Genomic DNA, 17,901 nt, shown 5'->3' on the forward strand with positions numbered 1-17,901 from the left:
CCTTCTGGCGGACAAGGGGTTTCCTCCTACAACGGGTTCCGAGCGGCGGTTCGCGCCGCGCGAGTGTCACAGTGACGTAATTAGGCCGTGTGGTTGGTCATGCCTTCGCATCGTTCATCAGGTCCACTATTCGCTGTAGGTCGTCGACCGACCCGAACTCGACCACGATCTTGCCCTTGCGTTTGCCGAGGCTCACCGTGACCCGGGTATCGAAGGCCGACGACAGCCGTTCAGCAACCTCTTGCAGGCCGGGCATCTGGATGGGCTTGCGGCGCGGATTCGCCGGTGCCTTGTCGTCGTCCCGATTGGCAAGCGTGACCGCTTCCTCGGTGGCGCGGACCGACAGACCCTCGGCGACGATGCGGGCTGCCAGCTCCTCCTGCTTCTCGGCACCGGCGTCGAGCGACAGCAGGGCGCGGGCGTGGCCTGCGGACAGGACTCCCGCCGCCACCCGTCGCTGCACCGCGACCGGGAGACGCATGAGCCGGATCATGTTGCTGATCACCGGCCGCGATCGGCCGATCCGTGCCGCCAGTTCCTCGTGGGTGACGCCGAACTCGTCGAGCAGCTGCTGATAGGCCGCCGCCTCCTCCAGCGGGTTCAGCTGCGCGCGGTGGATGTTCTCGAGCAGCGCGTCGCGCAGCATGTTGTCGTCGGCGGTCTCACGGACGATCGCCGGCAGCGTGGCGAGCCCCGCCTCCTGGGCAGCCCGCCACCGCCGCTCCCCCATCACCAACTGGTAGCGCGGTGAGCCACCGGACGACTCGATGGATCGGACGACGACGGGCTGCATGAGGCCGAACTCGCGGATGGAGTGCACCAGTTCGGCGAGCGCCTCGCCGTCGAACACGGTGCGCGGCTGCTTGGGGTTCGGTTCGATCGCGGCCGGATCGATCTCCCGGTAGACGGCGCCGACGTCCTTGCCGGGGTCGACGACCGGGGCGCCGGGTGCGCCGCCGATCACCACGTCGGCTGCCGCGGAGCCCATGCGCAGATCACCCTCGGACCCGTCGGCCGGACCCGTCGGGATGAGCGATGCCAGGCCGCGGCCGAGTCCGCTCCGCTTGCGCTGCGGCTGTGTCATTGGCGCTCCTCCGTGGTCGTGTGCGAGTCGCTGCGCTCCGCGATCTCGCGACTGGCATCCAGGTAGCTCATCGCACCACGCGAACCGGGATCGTAGTCGAGGATCGTCATTCCGTATCCCGGTGCCTCGGACACCTTCACGCTGCGCGGGATGACGGTGCGCAGGACCTTGGCGCCGAAGTGGGCGCGGACGTCCTCTGCGACCTGATCGGCCAGCCGGGTCCGTCCGTCGTACATCGTCAGGATCACCGTGGTGACCTCGAGGCTCTGATTGAGGTGCGCCTTGACCATCTCGATGTTGCGCAGCAGCTGGCCCACGCCCTCCAGTGCGTAGTACTCGCACTGGATCGGGATCAGGACCTCGGGTGCGGCGACGAGGGCGTTGATCGTCAGGAGGCCGAGGGATGGCGGGCAGTCGATGAACACGTAGTCGAAGTCGTGTTGCTTGAGGCTGGCCAGTGCGTTCCGCAGTCGGGTCTCGCGGGCGACCATGCTGACCAACTCGATCTCGGCGCCGGCGAGGTCGATGGTCGCCGGCACGCAGTAGAGCCGCTCGTTGTGCGGACTCTGATGCAGCGCCTCCTCGAGGGTGATCTCCCCGATGAGGACCTCGTACGACGAGGGTGTGCCCGGCCGGTGCTCGATGCCCAGCGCGGTGCTCGCGTTGCCCTGCGGGTCGAGATCGATCACCAGCGTGTTGAGACCTTGCAGCGCAAGTGCCGCGGCGACGTTCACGGCGGTCGTCGTCTTGCCGACGCCACCCTTCTGGTTGGCGATCGTGAAGACCCGCTGCCGTTTCGGTCGCGGGAGTCCCTGGCCCTTGGCCCGATGCAGAATCTTGACCGCGCGTTCGGCTTCCTCTCCGATCGGAGTTCCGATGGAGGGATCCTGCCAATCGGGCTCGATGGGCGGCAACCATGTTTCACGTGAAACATTGGCGGCATTGCCGGGTCGGTCCGCCGCGGGGCGCCGTCCCGCGGGACGGTCACTGCGTGTCATTGTTCGCTCCTGTTCGGGCGCGCCGATCGGCTCGTCCGCGATGACCGCGTTCCGCGTCGCGCCACGACCACGGTTGCGGGTGGAGTCAAATAGTTCACGCCACATTTCACCACCCTTAGGTCGACGACACCCAACGAGTTCAGGACCCGGCGGTGCTCGACTACTTCTTCTTCTGCGCGCTCGCCCTTCATCGCCAGCATCCGTCCGCCGTCTCGAACCATCGGCAGGCACCAGCGGGCCAGCTTGTCGAGCGACGCGACTGCACGGGAGGTGACCGCGTCGATCTCGCCGATCTGTTGACGGACGGACTTCTCCTCCGCGCGGCCGCGGACCACGGTGACGTCGAGGCCCAGCTCCCCGACAACCTCGGTCAGGAATTCTGCGCGGCGGAGTAGCGGCTCGACGAGAACGATGCGGGCGGCGGGCTTCGCCAGCGCCATCGGGATTCCGGGGAGGCCGGCGCCGCTACCGACGTCGACGACCGTCTCGTCGTCCTCGATCAGTTCGGCGACCGCCGCGCTGTTGAGCACGTGCCGTTCCCACAGCCGGTCGATCTCCTTGGGGCCTATCAGGCCACGCTCGATACCGGCGCCGGCGAGGACGCGGACATACTTCTCCGCGTCCTCGAGCCGTGCGCCGAACACCTCAGCCGCCTCTGGCGGTGCCTGTGGCGCTTCGCCATGTTTCACGTGAAACATTCCTCCGCCACCGACTCGAGGGAACTACAGGGATGTAACTCTGGTGCGTGTCCCGCGGGATGCGACTCAGCCGGGCAGGACGACCACACGACGCGACGGCTCGGCGCCCTCGCTCTCGCTGCGCACCCCGTCGACCGCCGACACCGCGTCGTGGACGATCTTGCGCTCGAACGGAGTCATCGGCTCGAGTTCCTCGCGCTGTCCGCTCTCTAGGACCCGGTGGGCGATCTTGTCACCGAGGGCCGCGAGCTCGTCACGACGGCGACGGCGCCACCGGGCGATGTCCAGCATCAGGCGGCTGCGCTCGCCGGTCTTCTGGTGAACGGCGAGGCGGGTCAACTCCTGCAGCGCGTCGAGCACCTCACCCTTGCGGCCGACGAGCTTGTTGAGGTCTCCCCCGCCGTCGATGCTCACCACCGCACGGTCACCCTCGACGTCCAGATCGATGTCGCCGTCGAAGTCGAGGAGGTCGAGCAGCTCCTCCAGGTAGTCCCCGGCGATCTCACCCTCCGCGACGAGCTGGTCCTCCAGGTTCCCGGTCTTGGCCTCGGCCGTGCCGGCGTCGGCTTCCGCGGGACGCTCGGTCGTCTCTGCATCTGTCATGTTGTCGTCCTTCCTCGTTCACCGGCCCACCCGTGGGTGTCTGCCCACGGGAAGGTCGATCAGGGCCGGCGCTTGCGCGGCCGGTTGGGGTTTCGGTTCGGCTGGGTCTGCTTGGCCCCAGCCTTCTTCGCGGTTCCGTTGCGCGTGCCCTTGGCCGGTACCGACTTGGTGGGTGGCGGCGAGGCCGTCTCCGCAGCGTCTCCGTCGGGCGTCGCCTGGTCCTCGAACACGGCCGTCGACTCGGCGTCACCGTCGACGGTGGCGTCGTCGCCGTTCGGCTGCGGCTTGGCGCCGACGACGGGCTTGGCGCCGGGAGCCGGCTTCGCCTTGCGCTTCGGGCGCGCACCGGGCGTGGGTGCGTTGGAGGCGGCGCGCTCCTTGGCCTCGAGCTTCGCGGCCTCCTCGCGCTTCTCGATCTTGCCGAAGACGTAGTGCTGCTGGCCGAAGGTCCACACGTTGTTGGACACCCAGTAAAGGATGATCGCGATCGGCAGGAACGGTCCGCCGACGACCACGCCGAGCGGGAAGACGTACAGCGCGAGCTTGTTCATCATCGCGGTCTGCGGGTTGGCCGACGCCTCGGGACTCTGGCGGGCGACCGATGCACGGCTGTTGAAGTAGGTGGCGATGCCGGCGAGGATCATCAGCGGGACGCCGACGATGATGACCGCCACACGGTCGAACTCCGTGAACGCGCCGAGCCCCACGGTCTGGATCATCGACGCACCCAGCGGGGCCCCGAACAGGTTGGCGTCCAGGAAGTGCCCGACGTCGGTCGCGCTGAAGACGTAGTTGCCGATCGAGCTGTTCTCCTCGACGCTCAACCCCAGTCGGCCGAAGCCGGTCTGCGTCCGGTTGAAGGACATCAGCACGTGGTAGAGGCCGAGGAACACCGGCACCTGGGCGAGCATCGGGAGGCAGCCGAGGATCGGGTTGAACCCGTGGTCCTTCTGGAGCTTCTGCATCTCGAGCGCCATCCGCTGGCGGTCCTTGCCGTACTTCTTCTGCAGCGCCTTGATCTGGGGCTGCAGTTCCTGCATCTGCCGGGTCGTCTCGATCTGCCGGACGAACGGCTTGTAGAGAATCGCGCGCAGGGTGAAGACCAGGAACACGACCGACAGCGCCCAGGCGAAGAAGTTGGCGGGCCCCAGTACGAAGGCGAACAACTTGTACCAGAGCCACATGATCGCCGAGACCGGGTAGTAGATGTAGTCCAGGCTGGCCCAGTTAAACACGTGAATCGCTCCTCAACGTCGCGGCTCCATCAGCCGCGGGTATGCCGTGATGGTGCCGCGGTTCGGGTATCGGATCCCATCCTCCCCGATGCCACGGGCCGCACTTCGCCAGGCGGACGATCGCCAACCAGGTTCCGCGCATCAGACCGTGGCCGCGCAGGGCGTCTACCGCGTAGGCGCTGCAGGTCGGGGTGAATCGGCAGGACGGCGGGCGGTACGGCGAGATCATGTTGCGGTACAGCTCGATGGCGTAGATCACCGCTCGGGCCGGCGCCCCGGACGGACGACTCATCGCCGGGCTTTCCGCAGCGCGTTCTTGAGTTCAGTGCCGAGCTGCGCCGAGGGCGCGGACGCGCTCCTGGGCAGGGCACGAATGACGAGCTGCTCCCCGGGCTCGAGATCCGGGATGACGTCGCGGGCGACGTGGCGGAGTCGCCGGGACACCCGGTGCCTCACGACGGCGTTGCCGACGGACTTGGACACGACCAGACCGATCTTGGGCGACGTGGAGACGTCGTCGTGGATTCGAAGGTCGTGCACCACGAGGGTGGACTGCGCGGCGCGGACGCCACGACTGACGGTCGTCCCGAAGTCCACGGACCGCGTCATCCGGAACTGAGCCGGAAGCACCGCGTGTAGACCTGCGTCAGATCACGCAGTGAGGGAACGACGACCCTTGCCGCGCCGCGCGGACACGATGGCCCGGCCGGCACGGGTGCGCATCCGCAGCCGGAAGCCGTGCACGCGTGCACGACGCCGGTTGTTCGGCTGGAACGTCCGCTTGCCCTTGGCCACGGCTGTCACTCCTCAATACGTGTTACGGAGCCATACCCTTGCTGGTACGGACCGCTTGCTAGCCCCGGCGCGTGAAACCCCGAGGTTCCGGGTCGCAGCCGTGTCGCCGCGTTCGGGCGACTGTTCGAGGGTACTGACGAGATTTCCCTAGGTCAAACCACTGTCGTCCGGTGTGCGCGGCACCTCGTGAGTCACATTGTTCACCCCTGCTTCACCCCCTTCCGGAGGTGCCGCAGAATGCCTCGGACAATGTTGCAGAACGGTTGGCACCCGCGAGGAAAACTGTTAGCTTCTGGCAGTGCCGTTTCGGAGACGATCGGCGAAGGACACTGAAAGTACGACCCGAGGATGGCCCACCACCCGCGAGCCCACGGCCCGTCGACCACTGTGACGAGCTCGCAGACCACGTCCGTCCCACCAGATAGACATCGACACGACACCGCTGTCAGTTCTCCACAGACTGTGGATAACATTGTGGACAGTTTTGGCATCGTCATATTCGGCCAGGTGCGCTGACTGGCCCCGAGGGGGAACGTCTCGTTGACCACGGACCCCGATCCACCGTTCGTCGCCGTCTGGGACGAGGTCGTCGCCGAGCTGAACGGTGACGCCTCCCCGGGAGACACCGGCAACGGGGTGGCCGCACTGTCGGTGCTCACCCCCCAGCAAAGAGCCTGGCTCAAGATGGTCAAGCCCCTGGTCATCACCGAGGGATTTGCCCTGCTGTCCGTTCCCACCCCCTTCGTGCAGAACGAGATCGAACGGCACCTCCGCGAGCACATCGTCACGAGCCTGAGTCGCCGGCTGGGTCAGCGGGTGGAACTCGGCGTGCGCATCGCCGATCCGGAGCCGATCTCCGAGTCCGACTCCGACGATCACCCGTCGATGCCGGCACCCGACTCCGACGAGGTCGACGAGGACGGCGAGGCGTTGGCCAGCGCCGAAGCCAGTTGGCCGAGCTACTTCAACCGCAAGCCGGCCGACCCCAGCGCCGACGTGAGCCTCAACCGGCGCTACACCTTCGAGACGTTCGTTATCGGCGCATCCAATCGCTTCGCCCACGCCGCCACGCTCGCGATCGCCGAGGCGCCGGCGCGCGCGTACAACCCGCTGTTCATCTGGGGCGAGTCCGGACTGGGGAAGACCCACCTCCTCCACGCGGCGGGCAACTACGCCCAGCGGCTGTTCCCCGGCATGCGGGTGAAGTACGTGAGCACCGAGGAGTTCACCAACGACTTCATCAACTCGCTGCGTGACGACCGGAAGGCGTCGTTCAAGCGGAGTTACCGCGACATCGACGTCCTGCTGGTCGACGACATCCAGTTCATCGAAGGCAAGGAAGGCATCCAGGAGGAGTTCTTCCACACCTTCAACACACTGCACAACGCGAACAAGCAGATCGTGATCTCGTCCGACCGGCCGCCGAAGCAGCTGGCGACCCTGGAGGACCGACTGCGGACCCGCTTCGAGTGGGGCCTTATCACCGACGTGCAGCCTCCCGAACTCGAGACCCGTATCGCGATCCTGCGCAAGAAGGCGCAGATGGACCGCCTTGACGTGCCGGGCGACGTGCTGGAGCTCATCGCCAGCAGCATCGAGCGCAACATCCGCGAACTCGAGGGCGCCCTGATCCGCGTCACCGCCTTCGCGTCGCTCAACAAGACCACGATCGACAAGTCGCTCGCCGAGATCGTCCTGCGTGATCTGATCTCCGACTCCAGCACCATGCAGATCAGTACCGCGACGATCATGGCGACCACTGCGGACTACTTCCAGATCACGGTCGAGGAGCTCCGCGGCCCCGGCAAGACCCGCGCCCTGGCGCAGTCCCGCCAGATCGCGATGTACCTCTGCCGCGAGCTCACCGACCTGTCCCTGCCGAAGATCGGGCAGGCGTTCGGACGCGACCACACCACTGTCATGTACGCCGAGAAGAAGATTCGCGGTGAGATGGCCGAGCGTCGTGAGGTGTTCGACCACGTCTCGGAGCTGACCACGCGGATCCGCCAGCGCTCCAAGCGCTGACCGTCCCCAGAACCACCGTCCGGACTTCGTCGCGCCCGCCTCGAGCACCGGTCGTCGTCCCAATTGTCGACCCGTGCGCGCCACCAGGCTGAAACCCATGCCACGACTGGCCACTCGGCGGGATCCACCGTCGGCGTGTCGTTTCGGCGACACGCCATCATTCGCGACGTGGCGCCGTCACGCGTAGAACAACTTCCGCACCGTCGGCACCAGCCGTCACAGGTCGACCTCGTGGACCGACCTGTGCACAGCCGTGGGGTAACCCACCCCCCGAACGTCGGCGCGGTGTACCCAGCGCCCGTCATCCACAAACCACTCGACACCGCCCGAAATCCCTGCACGAGCAGTGCACACCCACGCACCGCGTCCGACCTGCCGATAGGCGGCGTCATCCACAGAGTGCACAGGCCCTATTACTGTTACTCATTTATCTTCCTAGTTCTCTTCTAGAACAAAGGGCTTGGGGACATCGCGTTCACACCGCCCCACGCACCCCCCGATCCGGGGGTCCGACCGACCGCGCGGATTGGCTTTCAAGTTCGGGTGGAAGCCTCTACGGTGAGTCTTCGACGGTCGGTAGGCTCAACACACCGCAGCGTCAGGATGGATCGCGAGAGCATCGCCGAATTCGCTGCTCAGCGCTTGTTGTGTGGGTTTCAGCGAAGGGACGCTATGGACGTGGCGACGACGACTGCGGGTCTAACGGACTTGAAGTTCCGCCTGGTGCGCGAGGACTTCGCCGATGCCGTGGCGTGGGTCGCACGGATCCTGCCGACGCGGCCGACGGTCCCGGTGCTGTCCGGCGTGCTGCTGACCGGAACCGACGAGGGTCTGACCATCTCCGGGTACGACTACGAGGTGTCCGCCGAGGTGCGCGTCGCCGCCGAGATCGCCTCTCCCGGGAGCGTTCTGGTGTCCGGGCGCCTGCTGTCCGACATCACCCGGTCGCTGCCGGCCAAGCCGGTCGACGTCAGCGTCGAAGGCACCCGGGTGGCGTTGAGCTGCGGCAGTGCCCGCTTCTCGCTGCCGACGATGGCCGTGGAGGACTACCCGACGCTGCCGTCGCTGCCCGAGGAGACCGGCGTCGTCCCGTCCGACGTGTTCTCCCAGGCCATCAGCCAGGTCGCGATCGCCGCCGGCCGCGACGACACGCTGCCGATGTTGACCGGCATCCGGGTCGAGATCTCCGGTGACAAGGTCGTTTTGGCCGCCACGGACCGATTCCGCCTCGCCGTCCGCGAACTGACCTGGTCGACGCCGTCCGCCGACATCGAGGCGGCCGTCCTGGTGCCGGCGAAGACACTGTCGGAGGCGGCGAAGGCCGGTTCCGACGGCGCCGACGTGCGGCTGTCCCTGGGATCCGGCGAGTCCGTCGGCAAGGAGGGACTGCTCGGCATCCGCAGCAACGGCAAGCGGACCACCAGTCGCCTGCTCGACGCGGAGTTCCCCAAGTTCCGCCAGCTGCTGCCGTCCGAGCACACCGCGATCGCGACCATCGCCGTCGCCGAACTCACCGAGGCCATCAAGCGCGTCGCGCTGGTCGCCGACCGTGGTGCCCAGGTGCGCATGGAGTTCGACAGCGACGTGCTGCGTCTGTCGGCCGGTGCGGAGGACGTCGGTCGCGCCGAGGAGGATCTGCCCGTCGAGTTCTCCGGCGACCCGCTGACCATCGCCTTCAACCCGACCTACCTCACCGATGGACTGGGGTCGTTGCATTCGGAGAAGGTGACGTTCGGCTTCACGACACCCAGTCGCCCCGCGGTATTGCGGCCCGCGGGAGATGATGGAGGGCACGCGGGCTCCAGCGGACCGTTCCCCGCTGGCCAGACCGATTACGTCTATCTGTTGATGCCGGTGCGCCTACCAGGCTGACCGGCCGGAGTTCAGGAGAGCGCATATGCAACTGGGGTTGGTCGGGCTCGGCAAGATGGGCTTCAACATGCGCGAGCGCCTGCGCGAGGGCGGGCACGAGGTGATCGGCTTCGACCCACGTCCGGAGGTCACCGACGTCCCGACGCTGGACGCCCTCGCCGAGGCTCTCGAGGCACCACGCATCGTGTGGGTCATGGTGCCGTCGGGCGAGATCACGCGCACCACGATCGTCTCGCTGTCGGAGGTCCTGTCCCCCGGCGATCTGGTGATCGACGGCGGGAACTCGCGCTACACCGAGGACGGTCCGCACGCGAAGTTGTTGGACGAGAAGGGGATCGGCTTCATCGATGCCGGTGTGTCCGGTGGCATCTGGGGCCTCGCCGAGGGGTACGGCCTGATGGTGGGCGGCTCGGACGAGAACATCGAGCGCGCGATGCCCATCTTCGACACCTTGCGGCCGCCCGGTCCGAAGGAGGACGGCTTCGTCCACGCCGGCGAGGTGGGTGCGGGGCACTTCACGAAGATGGTGCACAACGGCGTCGAGTACGCGTTGATGACGGCCTATGCCGAGGGCTACGAGATGCTCTCCGCCGAGCCGCTGGTGAAGAGTCCCCAGCAGGTGTACCAGGCGTGGACCAACGGCACGGTCGTCCGCTCGTGGCTGCAGCAGCTGCTGGCCAAGGCGCTCAAGGAGGATCCGAAGCTGGCCGAGATCAGCGGCTACACCGACGACTCCGGCGAGGGCCGCTGGACCGTCGAGGAGGCCATCCGGCTCAAGGTGCCGGTGCCGAGCATCGCCGCCTCGCTCTTCGCGCGCTTCCTGTCGCGTCAGGACGATTCGCCGACGATGAAAGCCGTTGCGGCTCTTCGTAATCAGTTCGGTGGACACGCCGTCAAGAGGATCAGCGAGTCGGGGTGACCTGCACGCCCGCAGCGCGACGTCCGTGGGTTCGGTACTAGTTGTACGTCCGGCGCGTCGTCTTGAACGACTTCAGGTCCTGGCAGCGGGTCGATTTGGATCTCGAGCCGGGTCGGACCGTGTTCGTCGGGCCGAACGGGTTCGGCAAGACCAACATCGTTGAGGCGCTGTGGTATTCGGCCACCCTGGGTTCCCACCGGGTGGGATCCGACGCACCGCTGATCCGCGAGGGCGCCGAGCGCGCCGTCGTGTCGACGATCGTCGTCAACGAGGGTCGCGAGCTCGCGATCGACCTGGAGATCACCGCGGGTCGTGCGAACAAGGCGCGGCTGAACCGCTCCCCCGTGCGCAGCGCCCGGGAGATCCTCGGGGCGCTGCGCGCCGTGCTGTTCGCCCCCGAGGACCTCGCGCTCGTGCGTGGCGATCCGAGCGAGAGACGGCGCTACCTCGACGAACTCGCGACCACGCGACGCCCGTCGATCGCGGGGGTCCGCGCGGACTACGACAAGGTGGTCCGGCAGCGCACGGCGCTGTTGAAGTCGTCGTCGGGCGCGCGCTACCGCGGTGACACCAGCGCGTTGGAGACCCTTGACGTGTGGGACGGTCACCTCGCCGTCTACGGCGCACAACTGATCGCCGCGCGGGTCAACCTGGTGACCCAGCTCGGACCCGAGGTGGCCAAGGCGTACCAGCTCCTGGCGCCGGCGTCACGGCCGGCGTCGGTGCGCTATCGCAGCGGCGTGGAGATGGTCGAGGCCGAGGCGGCCGCGGGCACCGTCGACGTCGACCTCTACGAGGCTGCCCTGCTCGCGGAGTTGTCCCGAAGGCGCTCTGCGGAATTGGAGCGCGGGGTGTGCCTCGTCGGACCACACCGCGATGATCTGGAGTTGCGGCTCGGCGACCAGCCGGCGAAGGGCTTCGCGAGCCATGGGGAGTCGTGGTCGATGGCACTGTCGCTGCGGCTGGCCGCCTACGAACTGCTGCGCAACGAGGGAAGTGATCCGGTGCTACTGCTCGACGACGTGTTCGCCGAACTCGACGAGGCGAGGCGCCGCGCGCTGGTCGGTGTCGCGTCGTCCGCAGAACAGGTGCTCGTCACCGCTGCGGTGCACGACGACATCCCGGCGGACTGGGATGCCCGCCGCATCCAGATCGGGATGCGGGACGACGAGGAGGGCCGGATGTCGGCGGTGACGTCATGACCGACGAGGACGCGGCCGAGGATCGGTCGGGGCCGCCGGCCCATCTCGCGCACCTGTCCGGGATGGACCTGGTGCGTCGCACCCTGGAGGAGGCGCGCGGCGCGGCGAAGAGCCAGGGCAAGGACGTCGGTCGCGGCGGTGTCGGACGCAGTGCTTCCCCGCGCCGGGTGGCCGGTCGCGGTGGGCGCCGGTCGTGGTCGGGACCGGGTCCGGACAGCCGCGATCCGCAGACCCTCGGTTCGGCGACGTCGGACCTCGCGCGCCGGCGCGGTTGGACCACCCGGGTGGCTGAGGGGTCCGTGCTGGGTCAGTGGCCGTCGGTGGTCGGTGACCAGATCGCCGCACATGCCGCACCGAAGTCCCTGCAGGACGGGGTCCTGGTCGTGGAGGCGGAGTCGACGGCGTGGGCGACCCAGCTGCGCATGGTGCAGTCCCAGCTGCTCGCGAAGATCGCGGCGGCCGTCGGCGACGGCGTGGTGACGACGTTGAAGATCGTCGGCCCGACCGCCCCCTCCTGGCGACACGGGAAGTACCACATCGCCGGCCGCGGACCCCGCGACACGTACGGGTAGAGCGCCTCGGCGGTCAGCGCCTCAGCGCCGCGAGATCCTCGAAAGACGGCCCCTCGGGCGTCGGGACGCGAATCTGGTCGAGAAATTCCGCGCAGGGCGTGAATAGGTATCGGAAAACGTCGCCTGAGAGTCAGTCCTGACGGCTGTTGACGGTAGACTGGCGGGGAGATCCGCGAGGGGCTTCAACCCCTTAGTCGCCGATCCCCCGAAAAGACCAAGGAGACGCGTTCCACGTGGCTGCCCAGAAGAAGACCGAACCGAAGGAATATGGCGCGTCCGCCATCACGATTCTGGAGGGTTTGGAGGCCGTTCGCAAACGTCCGGGCATGTACATCGGCTCGACCGGTGAGCGCGGCCTGCACCACCTCGTGTGGGAGGTCGTCGACAACGCGATCGACGAGGCCATGGCCGGGTACGCGAGCCGTGTCGACGTCACGATCTGCGCCGATGGCAGCGTTCAGGTCACCGACGACGGCCGCGGCATCCCCGTCGAGATGCACGCCAGCGGTGCACCCACCGTCGACGTCGTGATGACCCAGCTCCACGCCGGCGGCAAGTTCGGCGGCGAGAACAGCGGTTACAACGTCTCCGGCGGTCTGCACGGCGTCGGCGTCTCCGTGGTCAACGCGCTGTCCACGCGATTGGAGGCGACGATCCGCCGCGACGGACACGAGTGGTTCCAGTACTACGACCGGTCGGTGCCCGGCACCCTCGCCCAGGGCGGTCCGTCGAACGAGACCGGCACCACCATCCGCTTCTGGGCGGATCCCGACATCTTCGAGACCACCGTCTACGACTTCGAGACCGTGGCCCGCCGCCTGCAGGAGATGGCCTTCCTCAACAAGGGGCTCACCATCGAGCTGACCGACGAGCGGGTCAGCGCCGAGGACGTCGTCGACGAGGTGGTCAGTGACACCGCCGAGGCGCCGAAGTCCGCCGACGAGGAGGCGGCGGAGAAGGAAACCGAGGCCAAGGGCGTCGGCAAGGTCAAGCACCGCACGTTCCACTACCCCGGCGGACTGGTCGACTACGTCAAGCACATCAACCGCACCAAGACCGCGATCCAGCAGAGCATCATCGACTTCGAGGGCAAGGGACCCGGCCACGAGGTCGAGATCGCGATGCAGTGGAACGCCGGCTACTCGGAGTCGGTGCACACCTTCGCCAACACCATCAACACCCATGAGGGTGGCACCCACGAAGAGGGCTTCCGCAGCGCGCTGACGACCGTGGTCAACAAGTGGGCCAGGGACAAGAAGCTGCTCAAGGACAAGGACCCGAACCTCACCGGCGACGACATCCGCGAGGGTCTGGCCGCCGTCATCTCGGTCAAGGTCAGCGATCCGCAGTTCGAGGGTCAGACGAAGACCAAGCTCGGCAACACCGAGGTGAAGTCGTTCGTGCAGAAGATCTGCAACGAGCAGCTCAGCCACTGGTTCGAGTCCAACCCGGCGGAAGCCAAGACCGTGCTCAACAAGGCCGTGCAGTCCGCACAGGCCCGGCTGGCCGCTCGCAAGGCGCGAGAGTTGGTGCGCCGCAAGAGTGCCACCGACATCGGCGGCCTGCCCGGCAAGCTCGCCGACTGCCGCTCGACCGATCCGACGCTGTCGGAAGTCTATGTGGTGGAGGGTGACTCGGCCGGCGGCTCCGCGAAGAGCGGCCGCGACTCGATGTACCAGGCGATCCTGCCGCTGCGCGGAAAGATCATCAACGTCGAGAAGGCACGCATCGACCGCGTCCTGAAGAACACCGAAGTCCAGGCGATCATCACCGCGCTGGGCACCGGCATCCACGACGAGTTCGACATCACGAAGCTGCGCTATCACAAGATCGTCCTGATGGCCGACGCCGACGTCGACGGCCAGCACATCTCGACGCTGCTGCTGACGCTGCTGTTCCGATTCATGAAGCCGCTCATCGAGAATGGGCACGTCTTCCTCGCGCAGCCGCCGCTGTACAAGTTGAAGTGGCAGCGCAGCGAGCCCGAGTTCGCGTACTCCGACCGCGAGCGCGACGGGCTGCTCGAGGCGGGTCGCGCTGCGGGCCGGCGAATCAACACCGAGGACGGCATCCAGCGGTACAAGGGCCTCGGCGAGATGGACGCCAAGGAACTGTGGGAGACCACCATGGACCCGAGCGCCCGCGTGCTGCGCCGGATCACGCTCGACGACGCCGCGGCGGCCGACGAACTGTTCTCGATTCTGATGGGCGAGGACGTCGAGGCGCGCCGCAGCTTCATCACCCGCAACGCGAGAGACGTCCGCTTCCTGGACGTCTAGGTCCCCCACCACCTTTCGAGCTGCTCATAGACGAGCGAGGAGCACATGACAGACACCACCCTGCCCCCGGGCGACGACGGCGCGACGACCGACCGGATCGAACCGGTCGACATCCAGCAGGAGATGCAGCGCAGCTACATCGACTACGCGATGAGCGTCATCGTCGGGCGCGCGCTGCCCGAGGTCCGTGACGGCCTCAAGCCCGTGCACCGCCGCGTGCTGTACGCCATGTACGACTCCGGCTTCCGGCCCGACCGCGGACACGCGAAATCCGCACGCTCCGTTGCCGAGACGATGGGCAACTACCACCCGCACGGTGACTCGTCGATCTACGACACCCTCGTCCGCATGGCGCAGCCGTGGTCGCTGCGCTACCCGCTGGTCGACGGCCAGGGGAACTTCGGCTCGCCGGGCAACGATCCCCCGGCTGCGATGCGCTACACAGAGGCTCGTCTGACGCCGTTGGCGATGGAGATGCTTCGTGAGATCGACGAGGAGACAGTCGATTTCATCCCGAACTACGACGGCCGAGTGCAGGAGCCGACGGTTCTGCCGAGCCGGTTCCCGAACCTGCTGGCCAACGGGTCCGGCGGCATCGCGGTCGGCATGGCGACGAACATGCCGCCGCACAACCTCCGCGAACTCTCCGAGGCGGTGTTCTGGTGCCTCGACAACTACGAGGCCGACGAGGAGACCACGCTCGCGGCGGTCACCGAGCGGGTCAAGGGCCCGGACTTCCCGACCTACGGCCTGATCGTCGGGTCCCAGGGCATCCACGACGCGTACACGACCGGTCGCGGCTCGATCCGCATGCGCGGCGTCGTGGAGGTCGAGGAGGACAGTCGCGGGCGCACGCTGCTCGTCATCACCGAACTGCCCTATCAGGTGAACCACGACAACTTCATCACCTCGATCGCCGACCAGGTGCGCGACGGCAAGCTCGCCGGCATCTCGAACATCGAGGACCAGAGCAGCGACCGCGTCGGCCTGCGCATCGTCGTCGAGGTCAAGCGCGACGCCGTCGCGAAGGTGGTGCTGAACAACCTCTACAAGCACACCCAGCTGCAGACCAGCTTCGGCGCCAACATGCTGTCGATCGTCGACGGCGTCCCGCGCACGCTGCGCCTCGACCAGCTGATCCGCCTGTACGTGGTCCATCAGCTCGAGGTCATCGTCCGGCGCACCCGGTACCGGCTGCGCAAGGCCAATGAGCGGGCCCACATCCTGCGCGGTCTGGTCAAGGCGCTCGACGCCCTCGACGAGGTCATCGCGCTCATCCGTGCGTCGGCGAACGTGGACGTCGCGCGGGCCGGCCTGATCGAGCTGCTCGACGTCGACGAGATCCAGGCGCAGGCGATCCTCGACATGCAGTTGCGGCGCCTCGCCGCACTGGAGCGTCAGCGCATCGTCGACGACCTCGCGAAGATCGAGGCGGAGATCGCCGACCTCGAGGACATCCTCGCCAAGCCCGAGCGTCAGCGCGCGATCGTGCACGACGAGCTCGCCGAACTGGTCGAGAAGTACGGCGACGACCGCCGCACGCGGATCATCCCCGCCGACGGCGACGTCGCCGACGAGGATCTGATCGCGCGCGAGGAGGTGGTCGTCACGATCACCGAGACCGGCTACGCCAAGCGCACCAAGTCCGACCTCTACCGCAGCCAGAAGCGCGGCGGCAAGGGCGTGCAGGGTGCGGGGCTGAAGCAGGACGACATCGTCAACCACTTCTTCGTCTGCTCCACCCACGACTGGATCTTGTTCTTCACCACGCAGGGCCGGGTGTACCGCGCGAAGGCCTACGAGCTCCCCGAGGCGTCGCGGACCGCACGCGGTCAGCACGTCGCGAACCTGCTGGCGTTCCAGCCGGAGGAGCGCATCGCCCAGGTCATCCAGCTCAAGTCCTACGAGGACGCGCCGTACCTGGTGCTGGCGACGCGCAAGGGTCTGGTCAAGAAGTCCAAGCTGACCGACTTCGACTCGAACCGCTCGGGCGGCATCGTCGCGGTCAACCTGCGCGACGACGACGAACTGGTCGGCGCCGTGCTGTGCTCGGCCACCGAGGACCTGCTGCTGGTGTCGGCGAAGGGTCAGTCGATCCGCTTCTCGGCGACCGACGAGGCGTTGCGTCCGATGGGCCGCGCGACCTCGGGTGTGCAGGGCATGCGGTTCAACGAGGAGGACCAGCTGCTGTCGCTGAACGTGGTCCGCGAGGGCACGTATCTGCTGGTCGCGACGTCCGGTGGCTACGCCAAGCGCACGGCGATCGAGGAGTACTCGGCGCAGGGTCGCGGCGGCAAGGGGATCCTCACGATCCAGTACGACCCCAAGCGTGGCACTCTGGTCGGGGCGTTGATCGTGGACGACGACACCGAGTTGTACGCCATCACCTCGGGTGGCGGCGTCATCCGGACGAGGGCCCGACAGGTCCGTAAGGCCGGACGGCAAACCAAGGGCGTCCGCTTGATGAACCTCGGCGAGGGCGACACACTGATTGCCGTTGCACGCAATGCCGACGAAGATGCAGCGGAGGACGTCGTTGAGGACGAGGCGCCCGAGTAGACGCCACGCCGCTCGTACCGGCGGCCGGCCTGAGATGAGGAGCCGAGCGTGAGCTCACCGAATGACCCGGGTTATCCGCGTGCGGGTGACGGGCCAGCCAACGGCAACGGCTCGTCGGACGGCGGCTCGACGGGCGGACCCGCGCGCAGCGGCCCGTCCGGCGAGGGCGGCGGCGAAGTCCCACCGTGGCAGCGCGGTGGGGTGCGGTCCCGGCAGGGTCAGCGCACCGCCGAGGGACCTCAGCCCGAGGGTGGCCGGGTCGGGTCGGCCGCAGGGCATGCGCCCGGCGTCGACGCCCGTCTCAACCGCTTCGTCTCCGGCGGTCCGGCGACTCCCCCGCCGTCGGGCCGGGACGCCGCCACGACCCGCGAGGTGACACCCCCGCGGGAGGGCGACGCGTCACGAGGTGACCGCACCGACCAGCCGCGGCCCGAAACGGCGCGTCCCGATCAGGCCCGCACGGACCAGGCTCGTACGGACCAGCCGCGTCCCGACACGGCCCGGCCGGAGCAGACGCGCTCGGAGAGCTACGCGAGCGAGCTGCCCGACCTGTCCGGTGGCGCACCGCGGTCGGGCCCCCGCAAGCCGCCGAGTTCCGACCAGGCGGCCCGGCCCGCGACCCGGGTGCACATGGCCAACCGGCCGCAGGGCCCGGTGCGGGCGAGCATGCAGATCCGGCGGTTCGACCCGTGGAGCGTGCTGAAGGTCTCGCTGGTGCTCTCCGTGGCGCTGTTCTTCGTGTGGATGATCGCCGTGGCGTTCCTGTACCTCGTCCTCGGCGGGATGGGCGTCTGGACCAAGCTGAACAGCAACGTCGGCGACCTGTTGACGAGCGCCAGCGGCAGCGGCGGCGAGCTGGTGTCCAGCGGGACGATCTTCGGCGGCGCGGCACTGGTCGGGCTGATGAACATCATCCTGCTGACCGCGATGGCGACCTGCGGGGCGTTCATCTACAACCTCACCACCGACCTCGTGGGTGGCATCGAGGTCACGCTCGCCGACCGGGACTGACCGTCCGCGGGTGCGCGGTTTGGGAGCATGGCCGCCGTTGGGGTAATCT

General features: G+C 67.7%; 15 protein-coding genes and 1 pseudogene. 8 read left to right on the top strand and 8 right to left on the bottom strand.

Going from position 1 to position 17,901, the window contains the following annotated elements; genetic code table 11:
- Positions 1-97 precede the first annotated feature (97 nt).
- The 8 genes from G6N64_RS06330 to rpmH all read right to left on the bottom strand — a co-directional run bounded on the left by G6N64_RS06330 (position 98) and on the right by rpmH (position 5,413).
- Positions 98-1,084, bottom strand: a complete 987-nt coding sequence (locus G6N64_RS06330) for a ParB/RepB/Spo0J family partition protein (RefSeq protein WP_163796105.1) — start codon at positions 1,082-1,084, stop codon at positions 98-100.
- Positions 1,081-2,082 (bottom strand): ParA family protein, encoded by a 1,002-nt coding sequence (locus tag G6N64_RS06335; protein WP_163796106.1) that lies wholly within the window; start codon positions 2,080-2,082, stop codon positions 1,081-1,083. Before G6N64_RS06335 ends, G6N64_RS06330 begins: the two co-directional genes overlap by 4 nt.
- Positions 2,079-2,780: a 16S rRNA (guanine(527)-N(7))-methyltransferase RsmG gene (gene rsmG, locus G6N64_RS06340; RefSeq protein WP_163796107.1), complete on the bottom strand. Its 702-nt coding sequence runs from the start codon at positions 2,778-2,780 to the stop codon at positions 2,079-2,081. Before rsmG ends, G6N64_RS06335 begins: the two co-directional genes overlap by 4 nt.
- A gap of 66 nt (positions 2,781-2,846) precedes the next feature.
- Positions 2,847-3,383 (bottom strand): Jag family protein, encoded by a 537-nt coding sequence (locus G6N64_RS06345; RefSeq protein WP_163796108.1) that lies wholly within the window; start codon positions 3,381-3,383, stop codon positions 2,847-2,849.
- Between the two features lie 59 nt (positions 3,384-3,442).
- On the bottom strand, positions 3,443-4,618 hold the full coding sequence (yidC, locus tag G6N64_RS06350) for a membrane protein insertase YidC (RefSeq protein ID WP_163796109.1): 1,176 nt from the start codon (positions 4,616-4,618) through the stop codon (positions 3,443-3,445).
- Entirely contained in the window at positions 4,611-4,910 is a 300-nt protein-coding gene (gene yidD / locus G6N64_RS06355; RefSeq protein ID WP_163796110.1) for a membrane protein insertion efficiency factor YidD, read from the bottom strand. Before yidD ends, yidC begins: the two co-directional genes overlap by 8 nt.
- Complete coding sequence (gene rnpA, locus G6N64_RS06360) at positions 4,907-5,248, bottom strand: ribonuclease P protein component (RefSeq protein ID WP_163796111.1); 342 nt, start codon at positions 5,246-5,248, stop codon at positions 4,907-4,909. Before rnpA ends, yidD begins: the two co-directional genes overlap by 4 nt.
- A 21-nt stretch (positions 5,249-5,269) precedes the next feature.
- Positions 5,270-5,413 carry a 50S ribosomal protein L34 gene (gene rpmH / locus G6N64_RS06365; RefSeq protein WP_073695092.1) on the bottom strand — a complete coding sequence of 48 codons (144 nt, stop codon included), beginning with the start codon at positions 5,411-5,413 and terminating at the stop codon, positions 5,270-5,272.
- 540 nt (positions 5,414-5,953) lie between these two features.
- Between rpmH and dnaA the strand changes: the two genes are divergently transcribed.
- The 8 genes and pseudogenes from dnaA to G6N64_RS06405 all read left to right on the top strand — a co-directional run bounded on the left by dnaA (position 5,954) and on the right by G6N64_RS06405 (position 17,852).
- Positions 5,954-7,438 carry a chromosomal replication initiator protein DnaA gene (gene dnaA / locus G6N64_RS06370; RefSeq protein WP_163796112.1) on the top strand — a complete coding sequence of 495 codons (1,485 nt, stop codon included), beginning with the start codon at positions 5,954-5,956 and terminating at the stop codon, positions 7,436-7,438.
- A gap of 678 nt (positions 7,439-8,116) precedes the next feature.
- A complete protein-coding gene (gene dnaN, locus G6N64_RS06375; protein WP_174266764.1) occupies positions 8,117-9,310 on the top strand; it encodes a DNA polymerase III subunit beta in 1,194 nt (397 codons plus the stop codon).
- Positions 9,311-9,332: 22 nt separating this feature from the next.
- Positions 9,333-10,229, top strand: a pseudogene (gnd, locus tag G6N64_RS06380) (phosphogluconate dehydrogenase (NAD(+)-dependent, decarboxylating)); the annotation flags it as partial.
- 41 nt (positions 10,230-10,270) lie between these two features.
- A complete protein-coding gene (gene recF, locus G6N64_RS06385) occupies positions 10,271-11,431 on the top strand; it encodes a DNA replication/repair protein RecF (RefSeq protein ID WP_163796115.1) in 1,161 nt (386 codons plus the stop codon).
- Complete coding sequence (locus G6N64_RS06390) at positions 11,428-12,003, top strand: DUF721 family protein (RefSeq protein ID WP_163796116.1); 576 nt, start codon at positions 11,428-11,430, stop codon at positions 12,001-12,003. The genes recF and G6N64_RS06390 overlap by 4 nt, the downstream gene beginning before the upstream one ends.
- Positions 12,004-12,236: 233 nt before the next feature.
- Positions 12,237-14,282, top strand: a complete 2,046-nt coding sequence (gene gyrB / locus G6N64_RS06395) for a DNA topoisomerase (ATP-hydrolyzing) subunit B (RefSeq protein ID WP_163796117.1) — start codon at positions 12,237-12,239, stop codon at positions 14,280-14,282.
- Between the two features lie 45 nt (positions 14,283-14,327).
- On the top strand, positions 14,328-16,841 hold the full coding sequence (gyrA, locus tag G6N64_RS06400; protein ID WP_163796118.1) for a DNA gyrase subunit A: 2,514 nt from the start codon (positions 14,328-14,330) through the stop codon (positions 16,839-16,841).
- Between the two features lie 48 nt (positions 16,842-16,889).
- Positions 16,890-17,852 (top strand): DUF3566 domain-containing protein, encoded by a 963-nt coding sequence (locus G6N64_RS06405; protein ID WP_163796119.1) that lies wholly within the window; start codon positions 16,890-16,892, stop codon positions 17,850-17,852.
- The last annotated feature ends 49 nt before the right edge of the window (positions 17,853-17,901 follow it).

Origin of the sequence: Mycolicibacterium sediminis (genome assembly GCF_010731735.1) — a bacterium.
Lineage (GTDB): Bacteria > Actinomycetota > Actinomycetes > Mycobacteriales > Mycobacteriaceae > Mycobacterium > Mycobacterium sediminis.

What these genes read in the sequence shown, in the direction of transcription:
- gyrA (WP_163796118.1), top strand. Translation starts at nt 14,328, where the DNA reads ATGACAGACACCACCCTGCCCCCGGGCGACGACGGCGCGACGACCGAC.
- rsmG (WP_163796107.1), bottom strand. Translation starts at nt 2,780, where the DNA reads ATGTTTCACGTGAAACATGGCGAAGCGCCACAGGCACCGCCAGAGGCG.
- G6N64_RS06330 (WP_163796105.1), bottom strand. Translation starts at nt 1,084, where the DNA reads ATGACACAGCCGCAGCGCAAGCGGAGCGGACTCGGCCGCGGCCTGGCA.
- G6N64_RS06345 (WP_163796108.1), bottom strand. Translation starts at nt 3,383, where the DNA reads ATGACAGATGCAGAGACGACCGAGCGTCCCGCGGAAGCCGACGCCGGC.
- G6N64_RS06390 (WP_163796116.1), top strand. Translation starts at nt 11,428, where the DNA reads ATGACCGACGAGGACGCGGCCGAGGATCGGTCGGGGCCGCCGGCCCAT.
- G6N64_RS06335 (WP_163796106.1), bottom strand. Translation starts at nt 2,082, where the DNA reads ATGACACGCAGTGACCGTCCCGCGGGACGGCGCCCCGCGGCGGACCGA.
- yidD (WP_163796110.1), bottom strand. Translation starts at nt 4,910, where the DNA reads ATGAGTCGTCCGTCCGGGGCGCCGGCCCGAGCGGTGATCTACGCCATC.